Source organism: Cohnella soli, from assembly GCF_042655525.1.
GTDB lineage: Bacteria > Bacillota > Bacilli > Paenibacillales > Paenibacillaceae > Cohnella > Cohnella soli.
In genome coordinates, this window is sequence record NZ_JBHSMI010000056.1 from 79,963 (window position 1) to 101,160 (window position 21,198).

The 21,198-nt window shown below is 49.0% G+C and carries 19 protein-coding genes; 12 read left to right on the plus strand and 7 right to left on the minus strand.

Translation table 11 applies throughout. The features are described from left to right. Nucleotides 1–188: 188 nt before the first annotated feature. Nucleotides 189–656: a phage tail protein gene (locus ACFPOF_RS27715; RefSeq protein WP_378138635.1), complete on the minus strand. Its 468-nt coding sequence runs from the start codon at nucleotides 654–656 to the stop codon at nucleotides 189–191. Nucleotides 657–681: 25 nt separating this feature from the next. Further along, entirely contained in the window at nucleotides 682–1,161 is a 480-nt protein-coding gene (locus ACFPOF_RS27720; RefSeq protein WP_378138636.1) for a GyrI-like domain-containing protein, read from the minus strand. A gap of 208 nt (nucleotides 1,162–1,369) precedes the next feature. Here ACFPOF_RS27720 and ACFPOF_RS27725 point away from each other — a divergent pair, with 208 nt between their 5' ends. Both ACFPOF_RS27725 and ACFPOF_RS27730 read left to right on the plus strand, forming a co-directional pair. Further along, nucleotides 1,370–2,335, plus strand: coding sequence for a helix-turn-helix transcriptional regulator (locus ACFPOF_RS27725; protein WP_378138637.1), 966 nt, complete (start codon nucleotides 1,370–1,372; stop codon nucleotides 2,333–2,335). A gap of 95 nt (nucleotides 2,336–2,430) precedes the next feature. Beyond that, complete coding sequence (locus ACFPOF_RS27730) at nucleotides 2,431–3,438, plus strand: phosphotransferase (RefSeq protein ID WP_378138638.1); 1,008 nt, start codon at nucleotides 2,431–2,433, stop codon at nucleotides 3,436–3,438. A gap of 20 nt (nucleotides 3,439–3,458) precedes the next feature. On the opposite strand, the gene ACFPOF_RS27735 is transcribed toward ACFPOF_RS27730, so the two are convergent. From ACFPOF_RS27735 to ACFPOF_RS27745, 3 genes are all read right to left on the minus strand, one after another. After that, a complete protein-coding gene (locus ACFPOF_RS27735) occupies nucleotides 3,459–4,157 on the minus strand; it encodes a YheC/YheD family protein (protein WP_378138639.1) in 699 nt (232 codons plus the stop codon). 451 nt (nucleotides 4,158–4,608) lie between these two features. After that, nucleotides 4,609–5,844 carry a glycosyltransferase gene (locus tag ACFPOF_RS27740; RefSeq protein ID WP_378138640.1) on the minus strand — a complete coding sequence of 412 codons (1,236 nt, stop codon included), beginning with the start codon at nucleotides 5,842–5,844 and terminating at the stop codon, nucleotides 4,609–4,611. Between the two features lie 171 nt (nucleotides 5,845–6,015). Further along, the gene (locus ACFPOF_RS27745; protein WP_378138641.1) at nucleotides 6,016–6,978 is read right to left on the minus strand and encodes a hypothetical protein; all 963 of its coding nucleotides are present in this window, start codon (nucleotides 6,976–6,978) and stop codon (nucleotides 6,016–6,018) included. A 398-nt stretch (nucleotides 6,979–7,376) separates the two neighbouring features. On the opposite strand from ACFPOF_RS27745, the gene ACFPOF_RS27750 reads away from it, so the two are divergent. From ACFPOF_RS27750 to ACFPOF_RS27785, 8 genes are all read left to right on the plus strand, one after another. Further along, entirely contained in the window at nucleotides 7,377–8,375 is a 999-nt protein-coding gene (locus ACFPOF_RS27750) for a LacI family DNA-binding transcriptional regulator (protein ID WP_378138642.1), read from the plus strand. Beyond that, nucleotides 8,372–9,313, plus strand: coding sequence for a ribokinase (gene rbsK / locus ACFPOF_RS27755; protein WP_378138643.1), 942 nt, complete (start codon nucleotides 8,372–8,374; stop codon nucleotides 9,311–9,313). The genes ACFPOF_RS27750 and rbsK overlap by 4 nt, the downstream gene beginning before the upstream one ends. Before the next feature lie 136 nt (nucleotides 9,314–9,449). Beyond that, nucleotides 9,450–10,226, plus strand: a complete 777-nt coding sequence (locus tag ACFPOF_RS27760) for an ABC transporter ATP-binding protein (protein ID WP_378138644.1) — start codon at nucleotides 9,450–9,452, stop codon at nucleotides 10,224–10,226. A 256-nt stretch (nucleotides 10,227–10,482) separates the two neighbouring features. Continuing rightward, nucleotides 10,483–11,046 (plus strand): ABC transporter permease, encoded by a 564-nt coding sequence (locus tag ACFPOF_RS27765; RefSeq protein ID WP_378138645.1) that lies wholly within the window; start codon nucleotides 10,483–10,485, stop codon nucleotides 11,044–11,046. Nucleotides 11,047–11,130: 84 nt separating this feature from the next. After that, nucleotides 11,131–12,279: an ABC transporter substrate-binding protein gene (locus ACFPOF_RS27770; protein ID WP_378138646.1), complete on the plus strand. Its 1,149-nt coding sequence runs from the start codon at nucleotides 11,131–11,133 to the stop codon at nucleotides 12,277–12,279. Continuing rightward, nucleotides 12,267–13,610 (plus strand): NtaA/DmoA family FMN-dependent monooxygenase, encoded by a 1,344-nt coding sequence (locus tag ACFPOF_RS27775; RefSeq protein WP_378138647.1) that lies wholly within the window; start codon nucleotides 12,267–12,269, stop codon nucleotides 13,608–13,610. The genes ACFPOF_RS27770 and ACFPOF_RS27775 overlap by 13 nt, the downstream gene beginning before the upstream one ends. 65 nt (nucleotides 13,611–13,675) lie before the next feature. After that, nucleotides 13,676–14,215 carry an NADPH-dependent FMN reductase gene (ssuE, locus tag ACFPOF_RS27780; protein WP_378138648.1) on the plus strand — a complete coding sequence of 180 codons (540 nt, stop codon included), beginning with the start codon at nucleotides 13,676–13,678 and terminating at the stop codon, nucleotides 14,213–14,215. 4 nt (nucleotides 14,216–14,219) lie between these two features. After that, nucleotides 14,220–15,608, plus strand: coding sequence for an MDR family MFS transporter (locus tag ACFPOF_RS27785; protein WP_378138649.1), 1,389 nt, complete (start codon nucleotides 14,220–14,222; stop codon nucleotides 15,606–15,608). Nucleotides 15,609–15,662: 54 nt separating this feature from the next. On the opposite strand, the gene ACFPOF_RS27790 is transcribed toward ACFPOF_RS27785, so the two are convergent. Next, on the minus strand, nucleotides 15,663–17,549 hold the full coding sequence (locus tag ACFPOF_RS27790) for a copper amine oxidase N-terminal domain-containing protein (RefSeq protein ID WP_378138650.1): 1,887 nt from the start codon (nucleotides 17,547–17,549) through the stop codon (nucleotides 15,663–15,665). A 19-nt stretch (nucleotides 17,550–17,568) separates the two neighbouring features. Beyond that, on the minus strand, nucleotides 17,569–18,132 hold the full coding sequence (locus ACFPOF_RS27795) for a hypothetical protein (RefSeq protein ID WP_378138651.1): 564 nt from the start codon (nucleotides 18,130–18,132) through the stop codon (nucleotides 17,569–17,571). Between the two features lie 213 nt (nucleotides 18,133–18,345). Here ACFPOF_RS27795 and ACFPOF_RS27800 point away from each other — a divergent pair, with 213 nt between their 5' ends. Continuing rightward, nucleotides 18,346–20,493 (plus strand): sensor histidine kinase, encoded by a 2,148-nt coding sequence (locus tag ACFPOF_RS27800; protein WP_378138652.1) that lies wholly within the window; start codon nucleotides 18,346–18,348, stop codon nucleotides 20,491–20,493. Next, nucleotides 20,490–21,149 carry a response regulator gene (locus ACFPOF_RS27805; RefSeq protein WP_378138653.1) on the plus strand — a complete coding sequence of 220 codons (660 nt, stop codon included), beginning with the start codon at nucleotides 20,490–20,492 and terminating at the stop codon, nucleotides 21,147–21,149. Before ACFPOF_RS27800 ends, ACFPOF_RS27805 begins: the two co-directional genes overlap by 4 nt. The last annotated feature ends 49 nt before the right edge of the window (nucleotides 21,150–21,198 follow it).

Below are 21,198 nucleotides of genomic sequence, written 5' to 3' on the forward strand. Positions count from 1 at the left end.
CAACCGGACGAGCGAGTGTGTATGAAAATTCGTACAAAACCGAGCAGATCCGCAACCGAACGAGTGTGTGTGTATGAAAATTCGTACAAAATCGGGCAGAACGGCAACCGCACGGGGTATGTGGACGAGAAAACACACGGGGCACAAAAGATCGCAAAATGGCTTTTGGGACAGTCCCGTTTATCGCTTCAATATTCTCCTTTAATAACGAAGAACGAACCTCGAATGGTCCCAGCCAGCTTGGATTTCTGTCTTGCGAATTTGAATTTCTTCTCTTCCAGCTCCTTAGGTACTTCCATCCCCTCGGATAGCTTAAATCCAACGGCACGCTTCTTGGGATCATCCACTGTATACAGGACGTTGATCGCTAGACCATCCTCATAAAAGACGAAAGCCCAATCGATGTTTTCGACTTGAAAACGCGATGTTTCCAGAGGCCGGGCTGCAAACTCAATCCCACGTTCTTCTTTCAACACTCGATTCACGTATTCAAGCGTTTCCTGGCTTTCGCTGGCGGGTACGACCGTAAATTCGTGCTTGTATTTGTTCATAAAGTAACGGGCTTCATTCGCACGCAAACCAGCAAGCGCTTCTGCTACTGGTGAAGATTCCAGACCTACTGTAGATACATTTTTAAAGTCGACGATATGGGACATTCCACATTCCTCCTAATGATCTCGTTTACTTCTTCACAACCGGAATCCACATTTCACCATAAACGGAGCCGTCTCGCTGCCCCATCTCAACCGTTGCATTGGGCCCGCCAACATAGGCGTAATGATCGGCTGCCGGCAAGACTTGACCAAAGGCAATGCCAGTAAGCATGCTGCTAAGCTCATCGGCCGACTTCCCTTCCCCTTTAACGACGAGATATTGCCCCTTAGGGAATTGGATCACTCTGTGCTCTTCCGGCACTGATGAATCTGTCATGACGCCCGCATAATACATCATCTTGTGATTTACCGCTTCGTTTACGGCAAAAATATAGTCGTTCGCAGCGATAGCCTTTAACGTATCAAGCCTTCCATCCTGCTCCACTGTCCGCCAGAAGTTTTCCTTCTCCTTGTTCATTCCGGCATAGTCCGTGTAATCGCTCTTCAGTTCCGTTCCAATACCAAGAACGATAAAGCTGTCTTTTTCCTCAAAAGTATACGTTGCCATGATCCCAGCTCCTTTGTTTGCATGGATGAATTGAATTGTATCATGAAAGTCTGCGGCTTTTCGGACGCAGTGCCCAGGAGGCGATGCCAAGCGCGGCATAGAAAAGCCGGTAATCGTACTCATTTCATTTCCTCCTCGTTGTTTTCTATCTGATGGGTTTATAATAACGATAAATCATGTCAAAATATGATACTGTTTAGAGGGCTCTATGAAAAAAGTTGAACGGATTAACATCATCATGCGGTACATCAACAACCGCGCCCATTTTACCATTTCGGAGCTCATGCATGAGTTCGACATCTCCCGCTCGACAGCGATTAGAGATATCAAGGAAATTGAAGCGATGGGAATGCCTCTAGTCGCCGAAGTCGGGAGGGACGGGGGTTATTTTGTGATGAGCAACTCCGTCCTGCCTACTGTCCGCTTTACCGATAATGAGATTAAGGCTCTTTTTATCGCCTTCATGGCCACACGAAATCTACAACTCCCTTATCTCAAGAGTCGCCACTCTTTAGCGGAAAAATTGCTCGGCCTCATCTCTCAAAACCAGCAAGATGATCTTGTTCTGTTAAATCAAATCTTGCTCTTCGAGGGGACCAACCCCCACAATCCTGACCTGCTTGATCTATCGGATCTGCCCCATCCTATGTTAGAACAACTCATCCAAACCCTTCTTGTGGACTGTTACTTAGTCGTTTCCGTCGGAGAGGGAAGGGAAATCAAGTCTTATCCCCTCTATCTCCTGCGGCTATATCGTGAAAAAAGCTCTTGGCAAATCGAGGGCTTCGATCTAGAGGAGGAGAAGAGGCGGATTATTCCTGTCGACAATCTCACCGAGGTCAAACCCTACCCCGAGAAAAAAAGAATAAGCAAGAAGAAGATTGTAGTACAACTAAGCAAGCAGGAAGAAGCCTTCAACCTCATCCTCGAACTTGGTCCCAAGGCGATTGCCCAATTCAAAAAGTACCATCCCTTAAAAATGACAATTTCGTACACGAATCCTTATCAAACTACGGCTATTTTAAAGAGCTTCATCCATGTTCATCATCCGGAGGAATTGGCCGAAATCACAAATTGGCTGCTTTTCTTAGGTCGAGATATTAAGGTCAGGGAAATACCGAAAGAAGTTGTAGAAGGATTACAGATTAGAGTGGATGTGTTAGGAAACAAATAAAATATTAAGGTCTCTTAGGCGTTAAGCCATACACCGCTGCCCCTCAATGAATAACCTGTCTAATAGCTTTTTACTCTCAAGAAGCGAGGTTGTTCATGGCAAATTCCTATTCCAAAAGCCGAATACGCCAAATTGTCCGCCGCTTCGGTCTGATTCCGTTAAGTTCAGACTCGATTGCGTCCTTTTACCGAAAAAATGCCGTCGTCCGCGTCCGAACCGGGACGGGAACCTATGCCATGAAGCCCTTTTTGCGGAGTGTATTGCTCCCTTCGGGTACAATGGATCAAATGAAAACAGCTGCAAATTATGTGCAGCTGTTGATGAATTGCGGCTTCAATTACATGCCCAGATGGCTCGCGAGTAATACCGGAAAGTTATGGACCTTAAATCAAGGAAAACCCTTCTACGTAACGACTTGGATCAATGGAAAGAGGTTGGAGAATCATGAGGATTTCGAAAATCTAGGACGGGCTCTTGCCTCCTTGCATATCACATCTCGTGATTCCCTTCCCATGAATGGTCCCTTTTATGATCATATCCGATTCTGGCAATACAGAGACCGTCTCTTTCGTAGACGAATGACCCAAACAAAACCTGCGAATAGGGGGATACGCCAATGGCGCAAAAGGTTCGGACAATCCTGCATCCAATTTGCGGATCGCTCCTGGACCGAATTAAAGAGCCCGGAAATTGTAGACCTCTTGGGGCGGGAAAGGAACCGCCCCGCGTTGATTCACAGCGATATTACTTCACTAAACGTTATTATTTCGGATGAAGGAATGCCTTTCATCATTGATTGGGACCGCGTTAAGCTCGGATCCATCTATGCTGAAATAGCATCTGCCCTCATGAACACGACACAATTTAATCCCGATTTCATGCAATCGCTGTTAAAAGGGTACGAGGAACTCCATCCTTTAGACCGGACCGAGCGCAAATTGATTGCTGCCTTGTATCGATTACCTCGGGAGGCTTGGCAAGCCACTCGGTTCCCTAACCGCACGAGCAGCCGCACCCTATTAAAGCTAACGGAACAATCCTGGCCTCTTCGATTAAAGTCAATGGACTTATTAGAGGAATGGACCCTACAGGCGGGCGATTAACCTCACGAACGTCCGCTGTTTTAATGTTTCTGATACCATCGTATTCTGCGGTACATCGAGGAATCTTTCAAGGACCGGAATGGGAGCAAATCCGGCCAATAATTGCCTTCGATGATCCAAATTCGTCGGTTCCTATCGATGCCTATATCGAACCCGACTTGCCTAAGCTTTGGGTAACGTTCCCCAAGCCGTTCGGCAGCCAATAGCGCGATCTGATTGATTTTGCGGATCAGGCTGCGATCCCCGATGCGGGCCAGTTTCAGCGCCTCGGGAACCGGAATGATGTGACTAGAGACATTCGTGACGAGATATCCCCGCACCGCTACTTTCGCATATGAGCCTGTCACTTTCCAAATGGACGAAGTGGCTTTCCTTCGCTGTACAATGATCCGAATGTCGAACGGCTTTTGTTGAATTTGAGCAAGCTGTAGACGCCGTTGGACAATATATCCACGTCCTCCGGTTTTTTTACCGACCCATTTGAGCAGTTGCTTGGTGTCATTCATGGCGACCGTTTTCTTCTCGTTATGAATACGATAGGTACTCGCTCTTTGTCGGGTAATGAACAAGATGTCCCGTCCGTATCTCCCCTCGCGCGGCTTAAGAACGAGGTTTTTGTATTGGGGCAGCAGCTTGGCTAACCTGTTCGGTTTCAGCAGCCGGGTTTCAGGCAAATGAACGGCGAGCGAGGAGCTACCGTTCATGATACGATATTGCATCCATTTGTCTCGTTTGATCGACATTGGAGTCACATACCTTCACGGGTTCCTTGACGATGGGCCGATCATTACGTGATCCTTACGAAACGCAACAAGTTCGGCGTTCTCTCCTCAATTGTAAAGCCATTTCTCAACAGACAAATTCTAGCGTTGGAAACCCTTAATCCTACTTGAATTAACGGCGTGCATGGTTCAGCGCTGCCAATGATCTGGAAATTGGTTATTTCCGCTGCTACATTATTGAAGAAAAGAATCACAATATCGTTTCTTATTCCCATGGAGCTCACCTCATTTTCATTTTTATAATTTCATACTATTACGCGACAGAGGGTGTTGATAGAGTCATACCACGGGGGCGACTCGTCCATTTTATGACTAAAAACTGAAAAACTCCGAGCGTACTACTCGCCGGAGTTTTATGGGGCTTGATTTGGTGTTCTACAGGCGCGTCTTATTCGCGTGGACTTCCTAGAAGACGCGTCTCCAATGCATCAGCTGCGGCGCTTGGCCCACCCGCTAGCGCGTATCCTTCGGATACTCTGCGGGCGCCTTCGACGCACATCATCGCCTCGCGTACCTTGACGCGCAGAAGATTGGGGTTTAACCGGCTTACTGGCAATCGCGTGCCTGCTCCAGCTACCTCAACTCGACGTGCTACCTCCAGTTGGTCACGTCCGAAAGGCACTGCGCATACAGGTACACCGTGAATCAGCGCCTTCTGGGTAGCCCCCATTCCGCCATGGGTTATTGCACATACCGCTCGGTTTAGCACGAGTCCATGTGGGAGAAACGGCAATAAGCTGGCGTTGGCTGATGTTCGGAATGCTGCGGAATCTTGTGCGGGAAGCGTTGCGATGATGTGGACATTCTCTTCCGATAATGCTTCCAGCGCTACTTCGATGAGGCGATTGTCATTTTGAAACTCTGAGGAAGTTGTGACAAGCACGATTGGACGTTCGATTTTAGCTAACCATTCAGGAGATTCGGCAGGAGGGTCCCAAGCGCAGGGGCCGACCATGACGATGTTTGAAGGCCAATCCGTGCGTGGATATTCGAAAGGCTCGGCTGTAAGGTAGAGCACAAGCGGCGGGCGGCCAAACAGATCGTCGGCGTTAATTACCGGAGCAAGCCCAAAGCTTCCGCGTACTGCATTGAGCGGCGGCAGCATAATGTGCTCGAAAGCACCTACAAACAGCGGCCGAAGAGCGCGATCGCGCATCCTGCCCAGGAATCCGCGCGCAGGTGGGAACCCCGGACCAAAAGGCGGCGTATCGCGTGAGGTCAACGCGAGCGGATAGGGGCAAAATGTCGCCCATGGACCGCCCCACGCCTCGGCAGCCGCGACAGCCCCCCAGCAGTTTACGTCGACGATTACAGCATCGGGGCGAACACTCGCGATCGCTTGCTGTAGATCGGGGCCATCATAGGCTGCACGTTCGCTAAACATGCGTACTGCGCGTTGCAGTCCCCCTCGAGCCGTGCGTGCCTTGTAATCATCGTGAGGCATGGCCTCGATTCGGCTATCGATTGCAGCTGCGTCGAAGCCAAGTGACCGTACAAGCTCCAATTGTGAGGCCAATGTGCATAGTACGATATCGTGACCCCGTTTGCTAAGTTCGAACAAAATCGATGTCACCGGAAACAAGTGTCCACGCGCGGGCGATGTGTAGGCAAGAATACGAGCCATCTCATTACCTCCTGTCGGGGGGATAATTAATCATATCATGCGCTTGGAAAATGGTGGTGCAATTATGACCATAAAAGGCAGAAATAGCTCCTCATAAGACATCAAAAAGCCCTCCAGAATTTTTGAAGGGCCATATTTCACGCGGATTATTCTCAAAATGTTCTATCTGTATTATTCGTTAGATCCGCTACTATCAATTGGTTGAAGAGGCGCACCCGCTACAATCTTCTCGACTTCTTCGTATCCCGTCGGAAAAGCGAAGTTGTAGCGCGCCGGAAGCGCATAAACATATTTGGAACTACGGCCAAGCTCGTTAGGGCCAACGGGCGCCGCCCCAATATGAAAATCTTCTTGTTGCAGCGAGTTCCATTGCGCAAGAGTAAAGATCATGATCGGAATATCCCGTCTTGGATTTTTCTTTGTCCATTCCGGATGTCTGATGGATAGGATCGGACCTGTTGCGACAACCTTCTCACCGGTTGAATCCCCAAGGGACAAGCCTTCCCATTGGTTACTTACGATCGTGTAACCCTGCCAACTGTTCGGCAACGTGAACCGAAAACCATAACGGGTATTTTCGTATACAATCGAGCTGATCTCTTCTTCAGCACCGATCGTAGCCGTATCAATAAGCCACTGATTCCCGGATTTTCTCACCTCGAAAGCAACGCCCTGTTTGGTGAAGGTTCCACCATTTTTCTCCTCGGCGCTCGTAATTTCGACGATATCGCCTTTGATTTGGTATGTATCCTCTGTTAATTGCTCAACGGACGCAACTTCTATGCGGTCCGGCCAAGGACTGGAAACCATCTTTCCAAGCGCATTCTTGGGGTCCTTCTGCCATTTTGCCAAAAGATCAGGAGACAGAAAATCGCCGTATTGTTCTTGCATATTCTTTCTTACGATCTCACTGGGAGCCAAAAGAGAGACCATTCTTAGCTTTTTGCCGAATTCCTCAATCAGGCTCTTCACATCTTTTTCATCAGATGCAACAGTGTTTACTTCGGGAACTTCGGATTGTTGTACCGTTTGTTGTACCCCTTGTCCTGCCTGAACCTCGGAGCTTTTAGCCGAACAACCCCAAAGTCCAACACTAAGCGTGGAAACCAGAGCAAGTGATAATACTTTTCTCATGATGTCTCACTTCCTGATGCCGTTTTACTGCTTTAGACGGAAGTACGCGCATGAAAGTTCAATGAACTGATCGGCTCAATGCAGTTATCCTATCCGTTGTCATCTTGCCAGACAGAATGTAAGCCATCTTTATCTCTACTTATAACTCTCAGCCATCTTCAAAAAAAAGCGCTTGCAAAATGAAATAAGGTCATGCTATTCTATCTTCAGAAACCGATTTATTTTTTTTATACGATTCAGAAACCGGTTTCTGAAACCGAAGACTGTTGACGCAGCTGATCAAAAATAAGCGCTTTAAAAATGAAATACAGGCTGATAATCTAACCTTAGAAACCGATTTTATTTTTTTAATCAATTCAGAAACCGGTTTCTGACTTGAAAGAAGGTGGATAAAGCGAATGAAACCGACGATTATCGACGTGGCTGAGCGGGCTAAAGTGTCCAAGGCGACTGTGTCTCGCGTGCTTAACAATAACCCGCAGGTAAAGGATGAGATCAGGGAGCGTGTTCTTCGAGTAATCGAAGAGTTGGGCTATCGCCCGAGCGCGATCGCAAGAAATTTGGCGACGAATCGGTCGAACGTGATCGGCTTAATCCTTCCCGATATTACTAACCCATACTTCCCAGTCATTGCTCGCGGAATCGAGGATGCTGCTCACCAGCTCGGATATGCCCTATTCATCAGCAACACCGATAATGATCCGAAGCTGGAGCAAGAATATATTCAAAAAATGGTAGAACAACAGGTAAGCGGCATCGTGCTTATTTCCTCGACTCTCGACGAGGAGACGGTCCACGAATTGACCAGTCTGCAAATGCCTATCGTTCTATGTGACCGTCTGATCGTAGGCAAGCCATTTGACGCCGTGTTGATTGATGATTACAAAGCGGCATATGAAGCGGTTAGCTACTTTATTGGACAGGGTCATCAACGCATCGCCCATTTAGCCGGCCCAAGAAATATCCAATCGGCGGAAAACCGCAAGACCGGGTATCTCGACGCCATGCGGAGCGCCAATCTGGAACCGTTCGTCAGCGTGGGCACATTCAGTTACGAGTCGGGGATGCACCAAATGGGGGCAGTCATCGACGAGTACCGGCCAACGGCTCTGTTCGCTTCGAACGATCTGCTCGCGCTTGGAGCCATGCAAGAAATCCACCGAAGGGGCTTGACCATACCGGGGGATATAGCGGTTATCGGTTGTGACGACATACCGTTTAGTAAGATGTCTCGTCCTATGCTCAGCACGATTTCGATCCCCGTCTACCAGATCGGCGTTACTGCGGTTCAGCTGCTGGAAGATCAGATGAAGGGGGTGAGGGTCGGAATGAAAAGCGTGATTATGGAACACAAACTTATTCATAGAGAATCATGTGGCGGGGTGGACCTATTATGAGCGCACAGATTGTGGTCGTTGGAAGTCTGAATATGGATATGGTCGTCAGCTTGAACCATCGTCCAAAACGCGGAGAAACCGTACTGGGATCCCATTTTTTCATGAATGCGGGCGGTAAAGGAGCCAATCAGGCCGTAGCCGCTCGAAAGCTCGGGGCAACTGTGGCCATGATCGGGAAACTGGGAACGGATATATTTGCAGATCAACTACTAGCCAGTTTGGATCAAGTAGGGGTCGAATGCAACGCGATCGAGAAAATACCTGAGCAAGTGACAGGGGTAGCGTTCGTTACGCTGGATCCGGATGGCGACAATAGCATCGTAGTGGCACCGGGAGCCAATCTCCTGCTTACCCCGGAGGATATCCGTCGACAGGAACAATTGATCAAGCAGGCCAAGCTGTTGATGGTGCAGTTAGAAGTTCCGATGGAAACGGTGATGGAGTCGATTGCCATCGCCAAACGCCATAATGTTCCAGTACTCTTGGATCCAGCCCCGGCGCAGCACCTATCGGCAGAACTACTGAGTATGGTGGATTACATCGTTCCGAATGAAACGGAAATCGCCCAACTGACAGGTATTCAAGTCTTCGATCAGGTGACCGCCAAGCTTGCGGCCGTCGAATTACTTCGGAAGGGCGTATCAACCGTATTTGCAAAACTAGGCGAAAAAGGTTTGGTCGTCGTTAATTCGAACAGCACTTTCGTAGTAGAGTCATACAAGGTGAATGCCGTGGATTCCACGGCGGCCGGTGATGCTTTTGCAGGCGCGGTGGGAGCTGCGATCGTGAGCGGCAAAGACAATTGGACGGCCGCGAAATTCGCTTCCGCAATCGGCGCGATCACGGTGACGCGTAAGGGAGCGCAAGCATCTATACCTAGCCTCGATGAAGCAGAGAATTTCATTAAACAGGAAGCGCATAGAGGAACAAGCCTTTAATATCAGATAAACGATAGAACACGCATTGTGTGTCATAATAGGCTATTCACTTCCATTATATTGATAATAAGATAGAAAAAAGTAGTAATTTTGTATGAAATCGATCATGGGTATATCCATAGGAGGTTTTTGAAAGATGTCTTACATTTCGATAAAAAATGTCTCCAAACGATTTATTCGTCGGGGGCAATGGACCGAGGCTTTACGCAACGTTCATCTGGAAATCGATGAAGGCTCGTTCGTTAGCTTTATCGGCCCAAGCGGCTGCGGTAAATCTACTCTGCTTAGAATTATCGGCGGGTTGATGGAAATCGACGATGGCGAAATCAGCATCGGAGGTCGCTCGCCGCTCGAGATGCAATCGGCCAAGCAATTCGGATTTGTTCCGCAAGCACCGGCTCTTTTTCCTTGGAGAACCGTGCTGCAGAATATGAAAATCCCGTTCGAAGTCAATCGCAAATACAACGCAAGAAATGAAAAAGAACAGACAGATCCCATTGAACTCTTGCAGTCTGTCGGCCTAGGAGATTTTCTGCACGCTTATCCGAAGGAGCTTTCGGGGGGAATGAAGCAGCGGGTCGGAATCGCTAGAGCTTTTGCAACCGGTGCTCCGATTCTGCTGATGGATGAGCCCTTCTCTGCGCTAGACGAAATTACTCGAGAGGTTCTCATGCTTCAGCTGATGAGAATTTGGGAGCATCATAAGAAGACGGTCGTATTTGTAACCCATAGCCTTCAGGAAGCGGTCTATCTCTCGGACAAGGTCGTTGTGATGTCCAGCCGTCCGGGCAGAATATCCAACATCATCGACATCAACCTCCCCCGAGTACGCGACGAATCCATTATCGGGACCGAAGATTTCCGTCAATATGTGTCTAAAGTACGTGATTCTTTACGCGAAAGGTGGGAGTAGAACGATGAGTCAATCCATGGCCAAAATAAGCGCAAATGCAGAGAGTTCCGTTTTTTCGAAAATGAAAGCGGCTACAAACTCGGTGTTTCTACCCTTGTTGTCCTTTGTCATTATATTCGTCGGATGGGAGTCGGCCGTTCGGTTATTAAATGTAAAAACGATTATTTTGCCCGCTCCTTCCTATATATTAAAGGAACTTTTTGGCTCATTCAGTTTTTACATCCCACATATTGGAATTACATTCTATGAGGCGATCATGGGATTCTTTGTCGGGACGATACTGGCATTGATCGGCGGGATCGTGATGTCGCATTCGCGCGTGCTGGAGCGCATGATGCTGCCGGTCGCCGTTCTGGCGAACGTCACGCCGATCGTAGTCATCGCGCCGCTGTTTATGATATGGTTCGGCTTCGGTTCATTTCCGAAAATACTCATTTCCGCAATCTGTACCTTTTTCCCGATGCTGATCAATTCCATAGCCGGATTCCGATCCGTAGACGAGAACAACTATGAATATATGCAATCCTTGCACGCAAGCAAGCTGGAAATTTTCCTCAAGCTGCGTCTTCCGAACAGTCTGCCTTATCTTTTCACGGCCGCTAAAACTTGCATGAGCATGAGCGTTATCGGCGCGGTGGTAGGGGAGATGGTTGGATCTACCAAAGGCTTGGGAAATATTGTGACCCAGTCTGCCAATTATCTCGAGATGGATCGTATGTTCTCAGCCATTATTCTGTTGGCGACCATGGGGATTCTCATGACCAATGTCGTTAGATTGCTTGAGCGTCAGCTTCTCGCTTGGCACAGATCGGAGCGATAAAAGCTAAGGTTGCTCATCAGGATATAAACCGCGAATATGCGGTTTTATCATAAAAATGCACTTAATTATTCGGAGGTGTCTAAATTGAAAAAAAAATCAAGTCGATTGGTATTGTCTCTGTTCAGTGCTGTATTGATGTTTGTGATGGCGGCCTGCTCGAGTAATTCGAATAACGGTGCGTCACCGAGCGTATCGCCGAGTGCATCGCCAAGCGAAACATCAAGCGTTTCGCCGAGTGCAAGTCCGGATGCGAAGCCCGGAATAGACTGGGAAGCGCGGATCGCCGCGAACAAGAAAGCGGGAAAGATTACGTACGGCACCTCATTTTATTACGCGGCGTCACCCCCGGATGCAAATGCGGTGATAGCGGACGAGCTCGGTTATTTTAAGGAACTGGGGCTGGATGTAGAGGTAATACCCGGATTGGAAGGCGAACAAATGAAAATGCTTGCAGCCGGCAGGATACAATTTACGGCTTCCGGCACGGCTAGCACGGTCATCCAGTCCGTCGCCAACGGCGCTGAAATCAAAGGTATTGCCGTGATGAGTCCGGTAACCATTGGCGCTTTGATGGTCCTGGATAAATCGGGTATTAAATCTCCGAAGGATCTGGAAGGGAAAACGGTCGGATACAAAGGAGCGCTGCCGGCAAGCTTTAAGGCGATGTTTAAAAATGCGGGAGCGGATATTTCCAAGATCAAACTGGTGTCCGTCGGTTTCGATCCAACGATTCTGAATACCGCGGATGTGGACGCGATTACCGTTTTTAAGTCCAACGAGCCGAATGCGATGGAAAAACTGGGCTTTAAGGTTCGACTGCTTGATCCTAAGGACTATGGGGTAAACTCCTCGTCCGGCGTCGTAGTTGCGAATAACGATTTTGTCAACAAGTATCCGACGGCAGCAGAGGATGTCCTGAGAGCGCTACTCAAGGCGCAAGAATATATCGCATCGCACCAAGACGAAACCATCAAAATTTTGGCGGGCCGTTCGGAGACGACCTATAACGTGGAAACCGAGACGAATCGGTTGAAGGTAGAAATGGGAATCATCGCATCTTCGCAAGTCTCGGGATTCGGGATTGGCTTGCATACAGCAAAACAATGGCAAGACGAGATTGACATGTTGGTGAATACGGACTCTATCAAGAAAGCCGTACCGGTAGATCAAGTCATGGACAACAAACTTATTTCCAATATCTACGATGGCGATAAGCTAATTTGGATCAAATAATGAGTGGAAAAGAAAGGGCGATTAATATGAATAAAAAAATGCACCTTGGTTGGTTTACTGAATACAGCCCAGTCGGCTGGGATTATTCTTCTGCGGCTACAGGAGACTGGCGCAAACCGGATATGTTTCAGGAAATGGCGCAAATCTGCGAGAAAGGCATGTTTGATTTTGCTTTGTATGCGGACCAACTTGGAATCAATTCTTCCTTCAACGGTTCAATAGATAACTATGTGAAATACGGGTTGAACGGCACGATGCACGATTCGACGATGTTAGCCGCGATGGTGGCCGCAGCGACGAAGCATCTGGGCGTCGGAACGACTGTTTCGACCACGCTTACTCCGCCGTACCTTCTGGCGCGGCAACTTGCATCTTTAGATCATCTTACCTCGGGGCGCGTGATATGGAACGTCGTTACATCCGGTAACTCTTCTAGTTTCTTAAATTTCGGAATCGATATGCCGGACCATGATGAACGTTATGAGCAAGCTGATGAATTCTTGGAACTTTGCTTCAAATTGTGGAGCAGTTGGGAAGCGGATTCATTAATTATGGACAAAGAGACAGGCGTTTTTGCTGATCCGAACAAAGTAAAACCGATTAACTTCGAGGGCAAATATTACAAAAGCCAGGGACCGTTGAATGTCGTGCCGCTCCCTCAAGGCAGACCAACGCTGATTCAGGCCGGCCAATCGCCGCGTGGACGAGATTTCGCGGCAAAATGGGCAGATGCAGTAATTGTAGATGCTCATTATTTGGAAGATATGAAAGCCTATTACGATGATATCAAGAAACGCGTTGTCAAATTCGGACGCAAACCAGAGGATTTGAAAGTGTTCTTCATCATCAAACCGGTAATTGGGCAGACGGAGGAGCTCGTTAACGCGAGCCTTGAGGCATTGAATAATCCTCCGAATTCCACTATTCATGCCACATTGTCCTATCTTTCGGCCAACATGGATTACGACTTGTCCAAATTTGACCTTGATGAACCGGTACCGCATATTGATGAAAAAGAAATAAAGGGCGGTCAAACGACTTTGTCGCGATTTTATACTTCCGGCCGACGCCCGACGCTGCGGGAGATCGCCATTAAGGAGGCCGCCGGAAACAAAGGCTCTATTATTGGTACACCGGAGCAAGTGGCATCCCAAATGCAGCATATTATGGAGTCGGTTGGCGGTGACGGATTTGTTATCCGCGTGAATGCCCACGAACGTCAATATATGCAGGAATTTGTTGAGACAGTTATTCCCGTTCTGCAAGAAAGAGATTTGGTGCGTAAAGAGTACACGGGAAAAACGCTGCGCGAAAACTTGATGGAGTTCTAAATAAAAGGAGGAGCTCAAGATGACGAATCTCGGGCTCCTCGATACGACTGGAAAGGAGAATGAATATGAGTAAAGTCGTTGTCATTTCAGGCAGCCCTTCAAGCACATCAAGAATGGATGGACTTCTAAAACACACGATCGCTTACTTGGAAAAGAGCGGGGTGCAAACAACCTGGATTCGGGTACGCGATCTTCCTGCAGAGGATTTGCTTAAGGCCCGCTTCGACAGCCCTGCTATCATACAGGCAAATGCAACCGTAGCGCAGTCGGATGCCGTGATCGTGGCGACGCCTATATATAAGGCATCGTACTCTGGAGTATTAAAGGCATTCATTGATCTGCTCCCGCAGGATGCGTTCGAGAATAAACTTCTACTGCCCCTAGCCATGGGAGGTACATTGGCTCATTATAATAGCATTGACTACGCTATGAAACCGATGCTGTCGGCTCTGGGCGGCACCCAGATTCTAACAGGGATGTTTGTAGTGGATACGCAAGTGAGCTGGAACGGTGACGGGGAACTGGAGATGCAAGAGGAAGTACGTGCTCGGCACACCAGAACATTGGAACAATTCGTAATGAAATTAAACAAAATAACGGTTTAGCCTTATGTCGAACATAAAAACGAATCGGACTCTCGTAACGGCCGGGCTGCTCGCCGCTCTGTTCATCGGGGCGCTGGACGGCACGGTCGTGAACACCGCGACGAAAAGGATCGCCGAGGATTTGAACAACTTCTCGATGATCAGTTGGATTTTCTCGATTTACACCTTGACGACTTGCGTTACGACGCCGATATTCGGCAAGCTGGCGGATTTGTTCGGCAGGAAAACGATCTTCTCGATCGGGCTGGTACTGTTCTTGGCAGGCTCCGTCCTTTGCGGCGCCGCGCATTCGATGACGGAGCTCATCTGGTTCCGCGCGGTCCAAGGCATAGGGGCGGGCGCGCTAACGCCGGTGACGTTCACGATTATCGGAGACATGTACACTGGCGAACAGCGAGGCAAAGTGCAAGGCGTTCTCTCGTCGATGTGGTCGATCGCTGGCCTCATCGGGCCGTTCGTCGGCGGGTATTTCGTCGATACGATTTCGTGGCGCTGGATTTTCTTCATGAACGTGCCGGTCAGCGTCGTATCGTTCGTTCTCGTGTTCGGTTTCCTTCACGAGCGGTTCTCGAAGGTGCACAAGAGCATCGATTACGCGGGTGCGGCGACGTTCACGATCGGCGTATCCAGTCTGTTGCTCGCGCTGCTGACCGGCGGGAAGAATTACGCTTGGGATTCCGCGGTCATCCTGTCGCTGTTCGCGGCGGCGGCCGTATTCCTGGCGGTGTTCCTAATTATCGAGAGCAGAGCGAAGGAGCCGATGCTCCCGCTTGACCTGTTCCGCGACAGAACGCTGACGGTCACTTACGCGCTCGGATTTTTCGGTTTCTGCGTCGTGGCCGGCATCTCCTTGTACATCCCGATGTGGGTACAGGCGGTCATGGGCCTCAGCGCGACGAAATCGGGACTGATGCTCATGCCGATGTCGATGACATGGCCGATCGCGGCGAATTTGTCTGGACGTTTCATGTTCAAGTACGGGGCGAAGCCGTTTATGGTAACGGGAACGGTATTGCTTGCGGCGGGCACGCTGTGGCTGCTTACGCTCGATACCGGAAGCCCTTATTGGCACGTCATCGGCATCGTGTCCATCGTCGGTTTCGCCATGGGCTGCATCAGCACTCCGGCGATCGTATCGATTCAGAACGCCGCGGGAGACGACAAACTCGGCGTCGCGACGTCGACTAATTCGTTCATGGGCACGCTCGGCCAGACGGTCGCCTTCGCCGTATTCGGGATGCTGCTGAACCGGGTCGTCGTCGGCGAAGGCACCCAATTGCAGTTCGCGGACGGCATGCACCTCATCTTCGTCGCGATATTCGCGATCGCGATGGCGAAGGTGTTAATCTCCTCCTCGTTACCGGGGAGAGCGGCGAAGAAGCAAGAGGGTTAAGGCGGTAAAAAATGACAGCCTCTCCTATCTGGAGAGGCTGCACTTGTACATAGGCTAATTTCCAGCCGAGCTGCTGAGCTTGGCTTCAAATTTGTTCACAAATATGGAAGGCGACCCTAGTGGATTGTAGAAATCAAATTCGAGGGACTGGGCAAATTTACTGGTGCCTGTGATGCTTAACAACATAGGCATAGGATCGTGCCCTTCCGGCATCCATCTCGCAGCGATCTTGTACCGGCCGAGCGGTATTTTATCCACTCCATGACCTCCTGTCGGGAGTGCATCCGCACGTACCGTTATCGTTTGGCCTGCGCTACCGTCAAATAAAGCGCCAACTGGCGTGAGCGTAACTTCCAGGTCGCTCATTTTGAATTCCGGCAAATTATCATCGAATGACCAAAAATCGGGATTGATTTCAATATGCCCTACGACATTCTTCAAAGTAAAATTGCGAATGGCTCCTGAACTCCCGGCGAACGGTTGATCGACATCAGACCTTAGATAGAATCTTTGCTCCTTGCCGTTGTACTCACGGGTGAAAGTCGTGGACATTACCCAGGTTGCGGGAATGTGAGCTAATTCAATCCGATAGAATCCCTTCTCGTCGGTAACGCTTTGCATGTTGCTGTCATAGAGCAGTTGGTTATCTGCATTGATCGTGACTCCCGGTATGGGCTTACCCTGAGCATTCAGTAAGTACCCTTTAACGACGTAGGCTTCGACTTTCCCTGCGGACGGTACGGGAGCTGGTGTCGGTGTCGGGGTTGGTGTCGGGGTTGGTGTCGGAGTCGGTGTTGGACCCGGATTCGTGCCAGGGGCGGCGTCCTCGATCCGAATCGTCAAAACATTTGCGCTGCTGGAAAAGGAAACTTTGAGCCCGCTATTCTCCGACACGAAGCGCAACGGTACCATCGTACGACCATCAATGATTTGAGCAGGTACGTCCAGAGCGACCACTTTTCCGTTTACGATGGCATTCTTATTATTGATCGTCAATTCGATGGAAAGGCCATCCTTCGTTCCGACCGCCTTCTTGACTGCCCCCTCTTCTACCCATTTCACCGTAAAACCTAGCGTTTCAAACAGTTTGCGGAATGGGACCAGCGTGCGACCGTCTTTCAAGATAGGCTGTGCATCGTCGAATTGAAGCTCTGTTCCTTTGAAAAGCACATGGATCGCCATATCTTTCGACCCATCCGCAGAGGACGGGGCAGGGCTCGGTGTCGGTGCAGGACTTGGAGTCGGAGCAGGACTCGGAGTCGGAGCAGGACTCGGAGTCGGAGCAGGACTCGGAGTCGGAGCAGGACTCGGAGTCGGTGCAGGCTGTGTCGGAACTGGTGCAGGCGAGGTTGTAGCCCCTTCGGATTTCATCGGCTTGTTATATTTAATCGGTTGGGAAACAATCGTACCTTGCGGGGTCTCGATTTCCAACACATAAAATTGCGATTCCTTAATCGTACCGTTGTTGCTGGCATACAAGTCGAATGTAAGCTCCCCATTGAACTCGCCGACAGGCTCCTTTACATCTTTTCGGAAACCCGGGTTAATGATCACACTTTCATGGGTGGTGCCGCTTGATGTTGTTACCGTTTTATCCTGGACAATGCCGAGCAACCAACCCGTGGTGGCGCGGTTTGTTCTCCACACTCCCTGAAAATTATCCTTGCCGTAATCATCAGTAGAGCGAAGCACAATCGCATTAATGACCGTTTTCTGCGCTAAGCTCAGCAATAGCTTGAAGTGGCCATCCTTATTGCCCTCCGGCTTGAAGTCAGCTGCGCCGACGATGTCGGAAGCCGTATCCAACAGACTGAACTCCTTGATTTCAGCGCCAGTAGGCGTTGTCTCGCCGAAAGCAGACGCGCTGCCGGTAAATGCGAACACTGCAGCCAGCACTGAACTGATGAATACCGATTGCAATTTATTTAATTTAGACCTCATTTTTTGTCCTCCCTTATTTTCATACCGCATGGGTAGTCGTTATAACAGCCGGTTTATTATTGGTTTTCCCTGTCCAAATTAGAAAGCCCATCCCTGCATAAGATAGCCCCCAGAAGAAGGCAAACCACTTATCGAGCCATGGAAGTCCGAATGAAACCAGCATAATGACCATAAGGATAACCGTCCAACGGGGAAACACTTTTGCGCGGAAGGTTAGAATCGCAAGGATAATGGTCCCCAGCAGCATTCCCATTCCCGAAACTCCTCCCATAACACTTGCGAATGCTCCTTCTTTGGCGTAAAAGCCGTATGCGAACAAACCATAGAAATTAGATGCTACCAACAAGTTCCCGGTCATAAGGAGTAAGGCTGCAACAAATCCGAGTACCCCGGTTTCGCGGGACTGCGCCATATAAAGCGCGATGGAGCTGATGGCCATCATAATGCAGGCAGTAAATCCGCAAATAACTTCCGGAGTACTATCGTCTCCCCAAATCAGCGACGACGGCGTCATCCCCATTCTGACGATTCCCGCCGCTAAGCAAAGAAACCCAAGCCACTTGACTACTCTCTCCAATGTCATTCCGTTCATCCTCCATCTGATTTCGATTTCCTGAAATAAACATAACAAATCTGCATTCCTGTTTTGGAGAGTAGCTCCCCCTAGGTGCATCGGGAAGTTTCCGTAGGTAATTTCGGGAAATGACTCACTGGGTGCTGTATCACGTATACATTTATTATGGGGTCATCTATAATTTTCTTATTGGTTCCTCTAGGCAGAAGGGAAGGCGGCAAGATGTCGATACCGAATAAGATACGCCCTGTATGGCTTTTGCAGGCCTTTTCCATCACCTTCAGTATCGTAACCCTTCTTTTCTTCATCAGCGCTATTCCCAAATACTACGAAAACCTACGCACCAAATGCGTATTGCAATCATGCGGTCCCCTGGCTCCCGCTCCACCGACAACAATAGAAGCTTTAAACCGCTATCACTACACGCCCGATACTTACGCCCTTGCCTTCGTCATTATCGATTGTGTGCTCCCTCTTCTTTTTTATATCGCATCAGCGGTTATTATATGGAAATGTAAGAGAAGGGTTATGGGGTCCATCGCCGCACTTGCCCTTGTGGCTTACGGAACAACCTTCCCCTCATTAGTCGACATAGCTTCTGAAGGAATTTCATTATGGGTACGATGGTATGATGCTGTCAGAGCGGTTGGCTGGATCTCCCTTTTCCTGCTATTCCTATTGTTTCCGACCGGTCGGTTTTCACCTTCCCGAACTTATTTTGTTTTTATCCCCTTTTCCATTGTGCAAATCGTTAGCTTCGCATTCCCCGATACCGTGCTCGATTTGGAAAATTGGTCGGGCATTGCGAGAATTATCTACTATTTATCTGCTATCGGTACGATGATCTATTCTCAGTTTTACCGCTATATGAAAGTATCCTCATCAGAAGAGCGGCAACAGACGAAATGGGTCGTGTATGGCATTTCGATTTCTTTTCTTGGATTTATCGGAGTAAGCGGTTTTTTCGTCTATCCGGTTTTTAACGAAAATCCAACATCTTATATTTATTTGAATGCGGCACTCCATATCTTTGTTGCCCTCATCCCATTAACACTGACATTTGCCATCCTACGACACCGGTTATGGGATATTGATCCGCTTGTCAACCGAACGATTGTGTACGGAGCCTTATATCTTTCTATCGTCCTGATTTACTCTTTCTCCGTCCTCTACTTAATTCGTGTGTTTCAGACCAAAGAGAACTTTCTCATTTCGCTGATGGCGACATCTATCGTTGCTTTTTTATTCATGCCTCTTAAAGTACGACTGCAGCGCATAGTAAGCAGGATCATGAAGGGAAAACACGACGACCCGTTTGCCGTGCTTTCCGAACTAGGGGATCACCTGGTCAAACCGATTGATCACGACACATTGCTCGATATTATGGTCAAAACCATTCAGGATGCCCTTCGGCTCCCCTACGTCGGCATATCGATCAGGATCGACGGAGAAGAGAAACTGATAGCCGTAGCGGGGAAAACGGCTTACGACATGCAGAGCATCCCGATCATTCACGGCGGAGTGGAGCTTGGCAAGCTGCTTATATCCAGCCGTTCTCCCGGAGAAGTCTTTACATCGGAAGATCGCAAGTTGCTGGATGTCCTTTTGCGGCAAGCAGGGCAGATTGTCCATAGCGTGAACATGGCCCGCGATATGAAGCATCTAGCCAAAGACCTCCAGGATTCGCGCTCACGTCTCATCTATGCCAGGGAAGAGGAAAGGCGACAAATTCGCAGGAATCTTCATGATGATCTCGCACCCCGTTTGATGTCTTTAGCCTTTAATGTGGCAGCGGCCGAGCAATATATCGAGAAGAATCCAAATAAAGCCGTAGGACTGCTTGGAGAATTAAGGGCGACAATCCGGTCTACGGTCGACGATATTCGAACCATGGTTCACGATTTGCGTCCGCCGACACTTGATGAATTTGGTTTGATAGGCTCCATTAAAGCACGTATTGAAGATGCCGTTAAAACATCGGAACAAGTATCCGCTTCCCTGCATATCACACCTTTGAGCGTAAAATTACATATTCCTCAAGAGCTTCCCGATTTGCCGGCAGCCGTGGAAGTGGCAGCGTATCGCATCGTAACCGAGTCGCTCGTAAACATCATCAAACATGCGAAAGCTACAAATTGCGACGTATATTTGCAAATGAATTCGGAAAATGAATTGCAAATAGAAGTCGTAGATAATGGGATTGGCATTCCCGTCTATATTAAGTCGTCAGGCAATGGCGGAATCGGTTTAACATCCATCCGCGAGCGTGCAAGGGAGCTAGGCGGTCAATGCGAATTTGAACGATTGGAATCAGGCGGAACACGAGTAAAAGCACTACTTCCATTCTCACAGGGGGAGGAACAGGCATGAGAATCCTATTAGCGGACGACCATCCGTTATTTCGCAGCGGCGTAAGAAATTTAATACACACGACGGAGGATTTGCAGGTTATCGGGGAGGCGGCTACAGGAGAAGAAGCCGTTGAGATGGCTGTATCCCTGCATCCGGATGTCATCGTTATGGATATTCGGATGCCCGGCATCAACGGAATTGAAGCTACTAGAATCATCAGGGAAAAGCTACCCGATATGAAAATTCTAATTGTAACGATGCTGAAGAATGACAAATCCGTATTTACCGCTATGCAAATGGGGGCAAGAGGTTATGTCCTAAAGGACGCGGGAGAAATGGAGCTGCTGCAGTCCATTCGCATGGTCGAAAGAGGCGGAGCCGTGTTTAGTTCTGACATCGCGGCGCGCATGATGCATTATTTTATGATTCCGCAACAATCACAACCCGCCACCCCCGCTCTCTCCGAGCTAACCGGCCGCGAAAGCGAAATACTGGAGCTTATTTCCGACGGATGTACGAACTCTCAAATTGCCTCTCGCCTTCAACTGAGCGCGAAAACTGTCGCCAATCATGTCTCGAATATTCTAAACAAACTCCAAGTGGCCGACCGTCATGAAGCCAAAAAACTGTTAAGCTCATCCCGGGACTTGTTTGGTGGGGAAGAGAGTGAGTGACTCTTGCCGTAATGCAATAGCATGGATCGAGTCCCAATCGTTTTTGATT

Bases quoted from the DNA above. Each gene is read 5' to 3' on its own strand.
- ACFPOF_RS27725 (WP_378138637.1), top strand. From the start codon at position 1,370: ATGAAAAAAGTTGAACGGATTAACATCATCATGCGGTACATCAACAAC.
- ACFPOF_RS27750 (WP_378138642.1), top strand. From the start codon at position 7,377: ATGAAACCGACGATTATCGACGTGGCTGAGCGGGCTAAAGTGTCCAAG.
- ACFPOF_RS27805 (WP_378138653.1), top strand. From the start codon at position 20,490: ATGAGAATCCTATTAGCGGACGACCATCCGTTATTTCGCAGCGGCGTA.
- rbsK (WP_378138643.1), top strand. From the start codon at position 8,372: ATGAGCGCACAGATTGTGGTCGTTGGAAGTCTGAATATGGATATGGTC.
- ACFPOF_RS27795 (WP_378138651.1), bottom strand. From the start codon at position 18,132: ATGACATTGGAGAGAGTAGTCAAGTGGCTTGGGTTTCTTTGCTTAGCG.
- ACFPOF_RS27790 (WP_378138650.1), bottom strand. From the start codon at position 17,549: ATGAGGTCTAAATTAAATAAATTGCAATCGGTATTCATCAGTTCAGTG.
- ACFPOF_RS27745 (WP_378138641.1), bottom strand. From the start codon at position 6,978: ATGAGAAAAGTATTATCACTTGCTCTGGTTTCCACGCTTAGTGTTGGA.
- ACFPOF_RS27730 (WP_378138638.1), top strand. From the start codon at position 2,431: ATGGCAAATTCCTATTCCAAAAGCCGAATACGCCAAATTGTCCGCCGC.
- ACFPOF_RS27720 (WP_378138636.1), bottom strand. From the start codon at position 1,161: ATGGCAACGTATACTTTTGAGGAAAAAGACAGCTTTATCGTTCTTGGT.
- ACFPOF_RS27715 (WP_378138635.1), bottom strand. From the start codon at position 656: ATGTCCCATATCGTCGACTTTAAAAATGTATCTACAGTAGGTCTGGAA.
- ACFPOF_RS27785 (WP_378138649.1), top strand. From the start codon at position 14,220: ATGTCGAACATAAAAACGAATCGGACTCTCGTAACGGCCGGGCTGCTC.
- ACFPOF_RS27765 (WP_378138645.1), top strand. From the start codon at position 10,483: ATGGGATTCTTTGTCGGGACGATACTGGCATTGATCGGCGGGATCGTG.
- ACFPOF_RS27735 (WP_378138639.1), bottom strand. From the start codon at position 4,157: ATGCAATATCGTATCATGAACGGTAGCTCCTCGCTCGCCGTTCATTTG.
- ACFPOF_RS27760 (WP_378138644.1), top strand. From the start codon at position 9,450: ATGTCTTACATTTCGATAAAAAATGTCTCCAAACGATTTATTCGTCGG.
- ACFPOF_RS27800 (WP_378138652.1), top strand. From the start codon at position 18,346: ATGTCGATACCGAATAAGATACGCCCTGTATGGCTTTTGCAGGCCTTT.
- ssuE (WP_378138648.1), top strand. From the start codon at position 13,676: ATGAGTAAAGTCGTTGTCATTTCAGGCAGCCCTTCAAGCACATCAAGA.
- ACFPOF_RS27740 (WP_378138640.1), bottom strand. From the start codon at position 5,844: ATGGCTCGTATTCTTGCCTACACATCGCCCGCGCGTGGACACTTGTTT.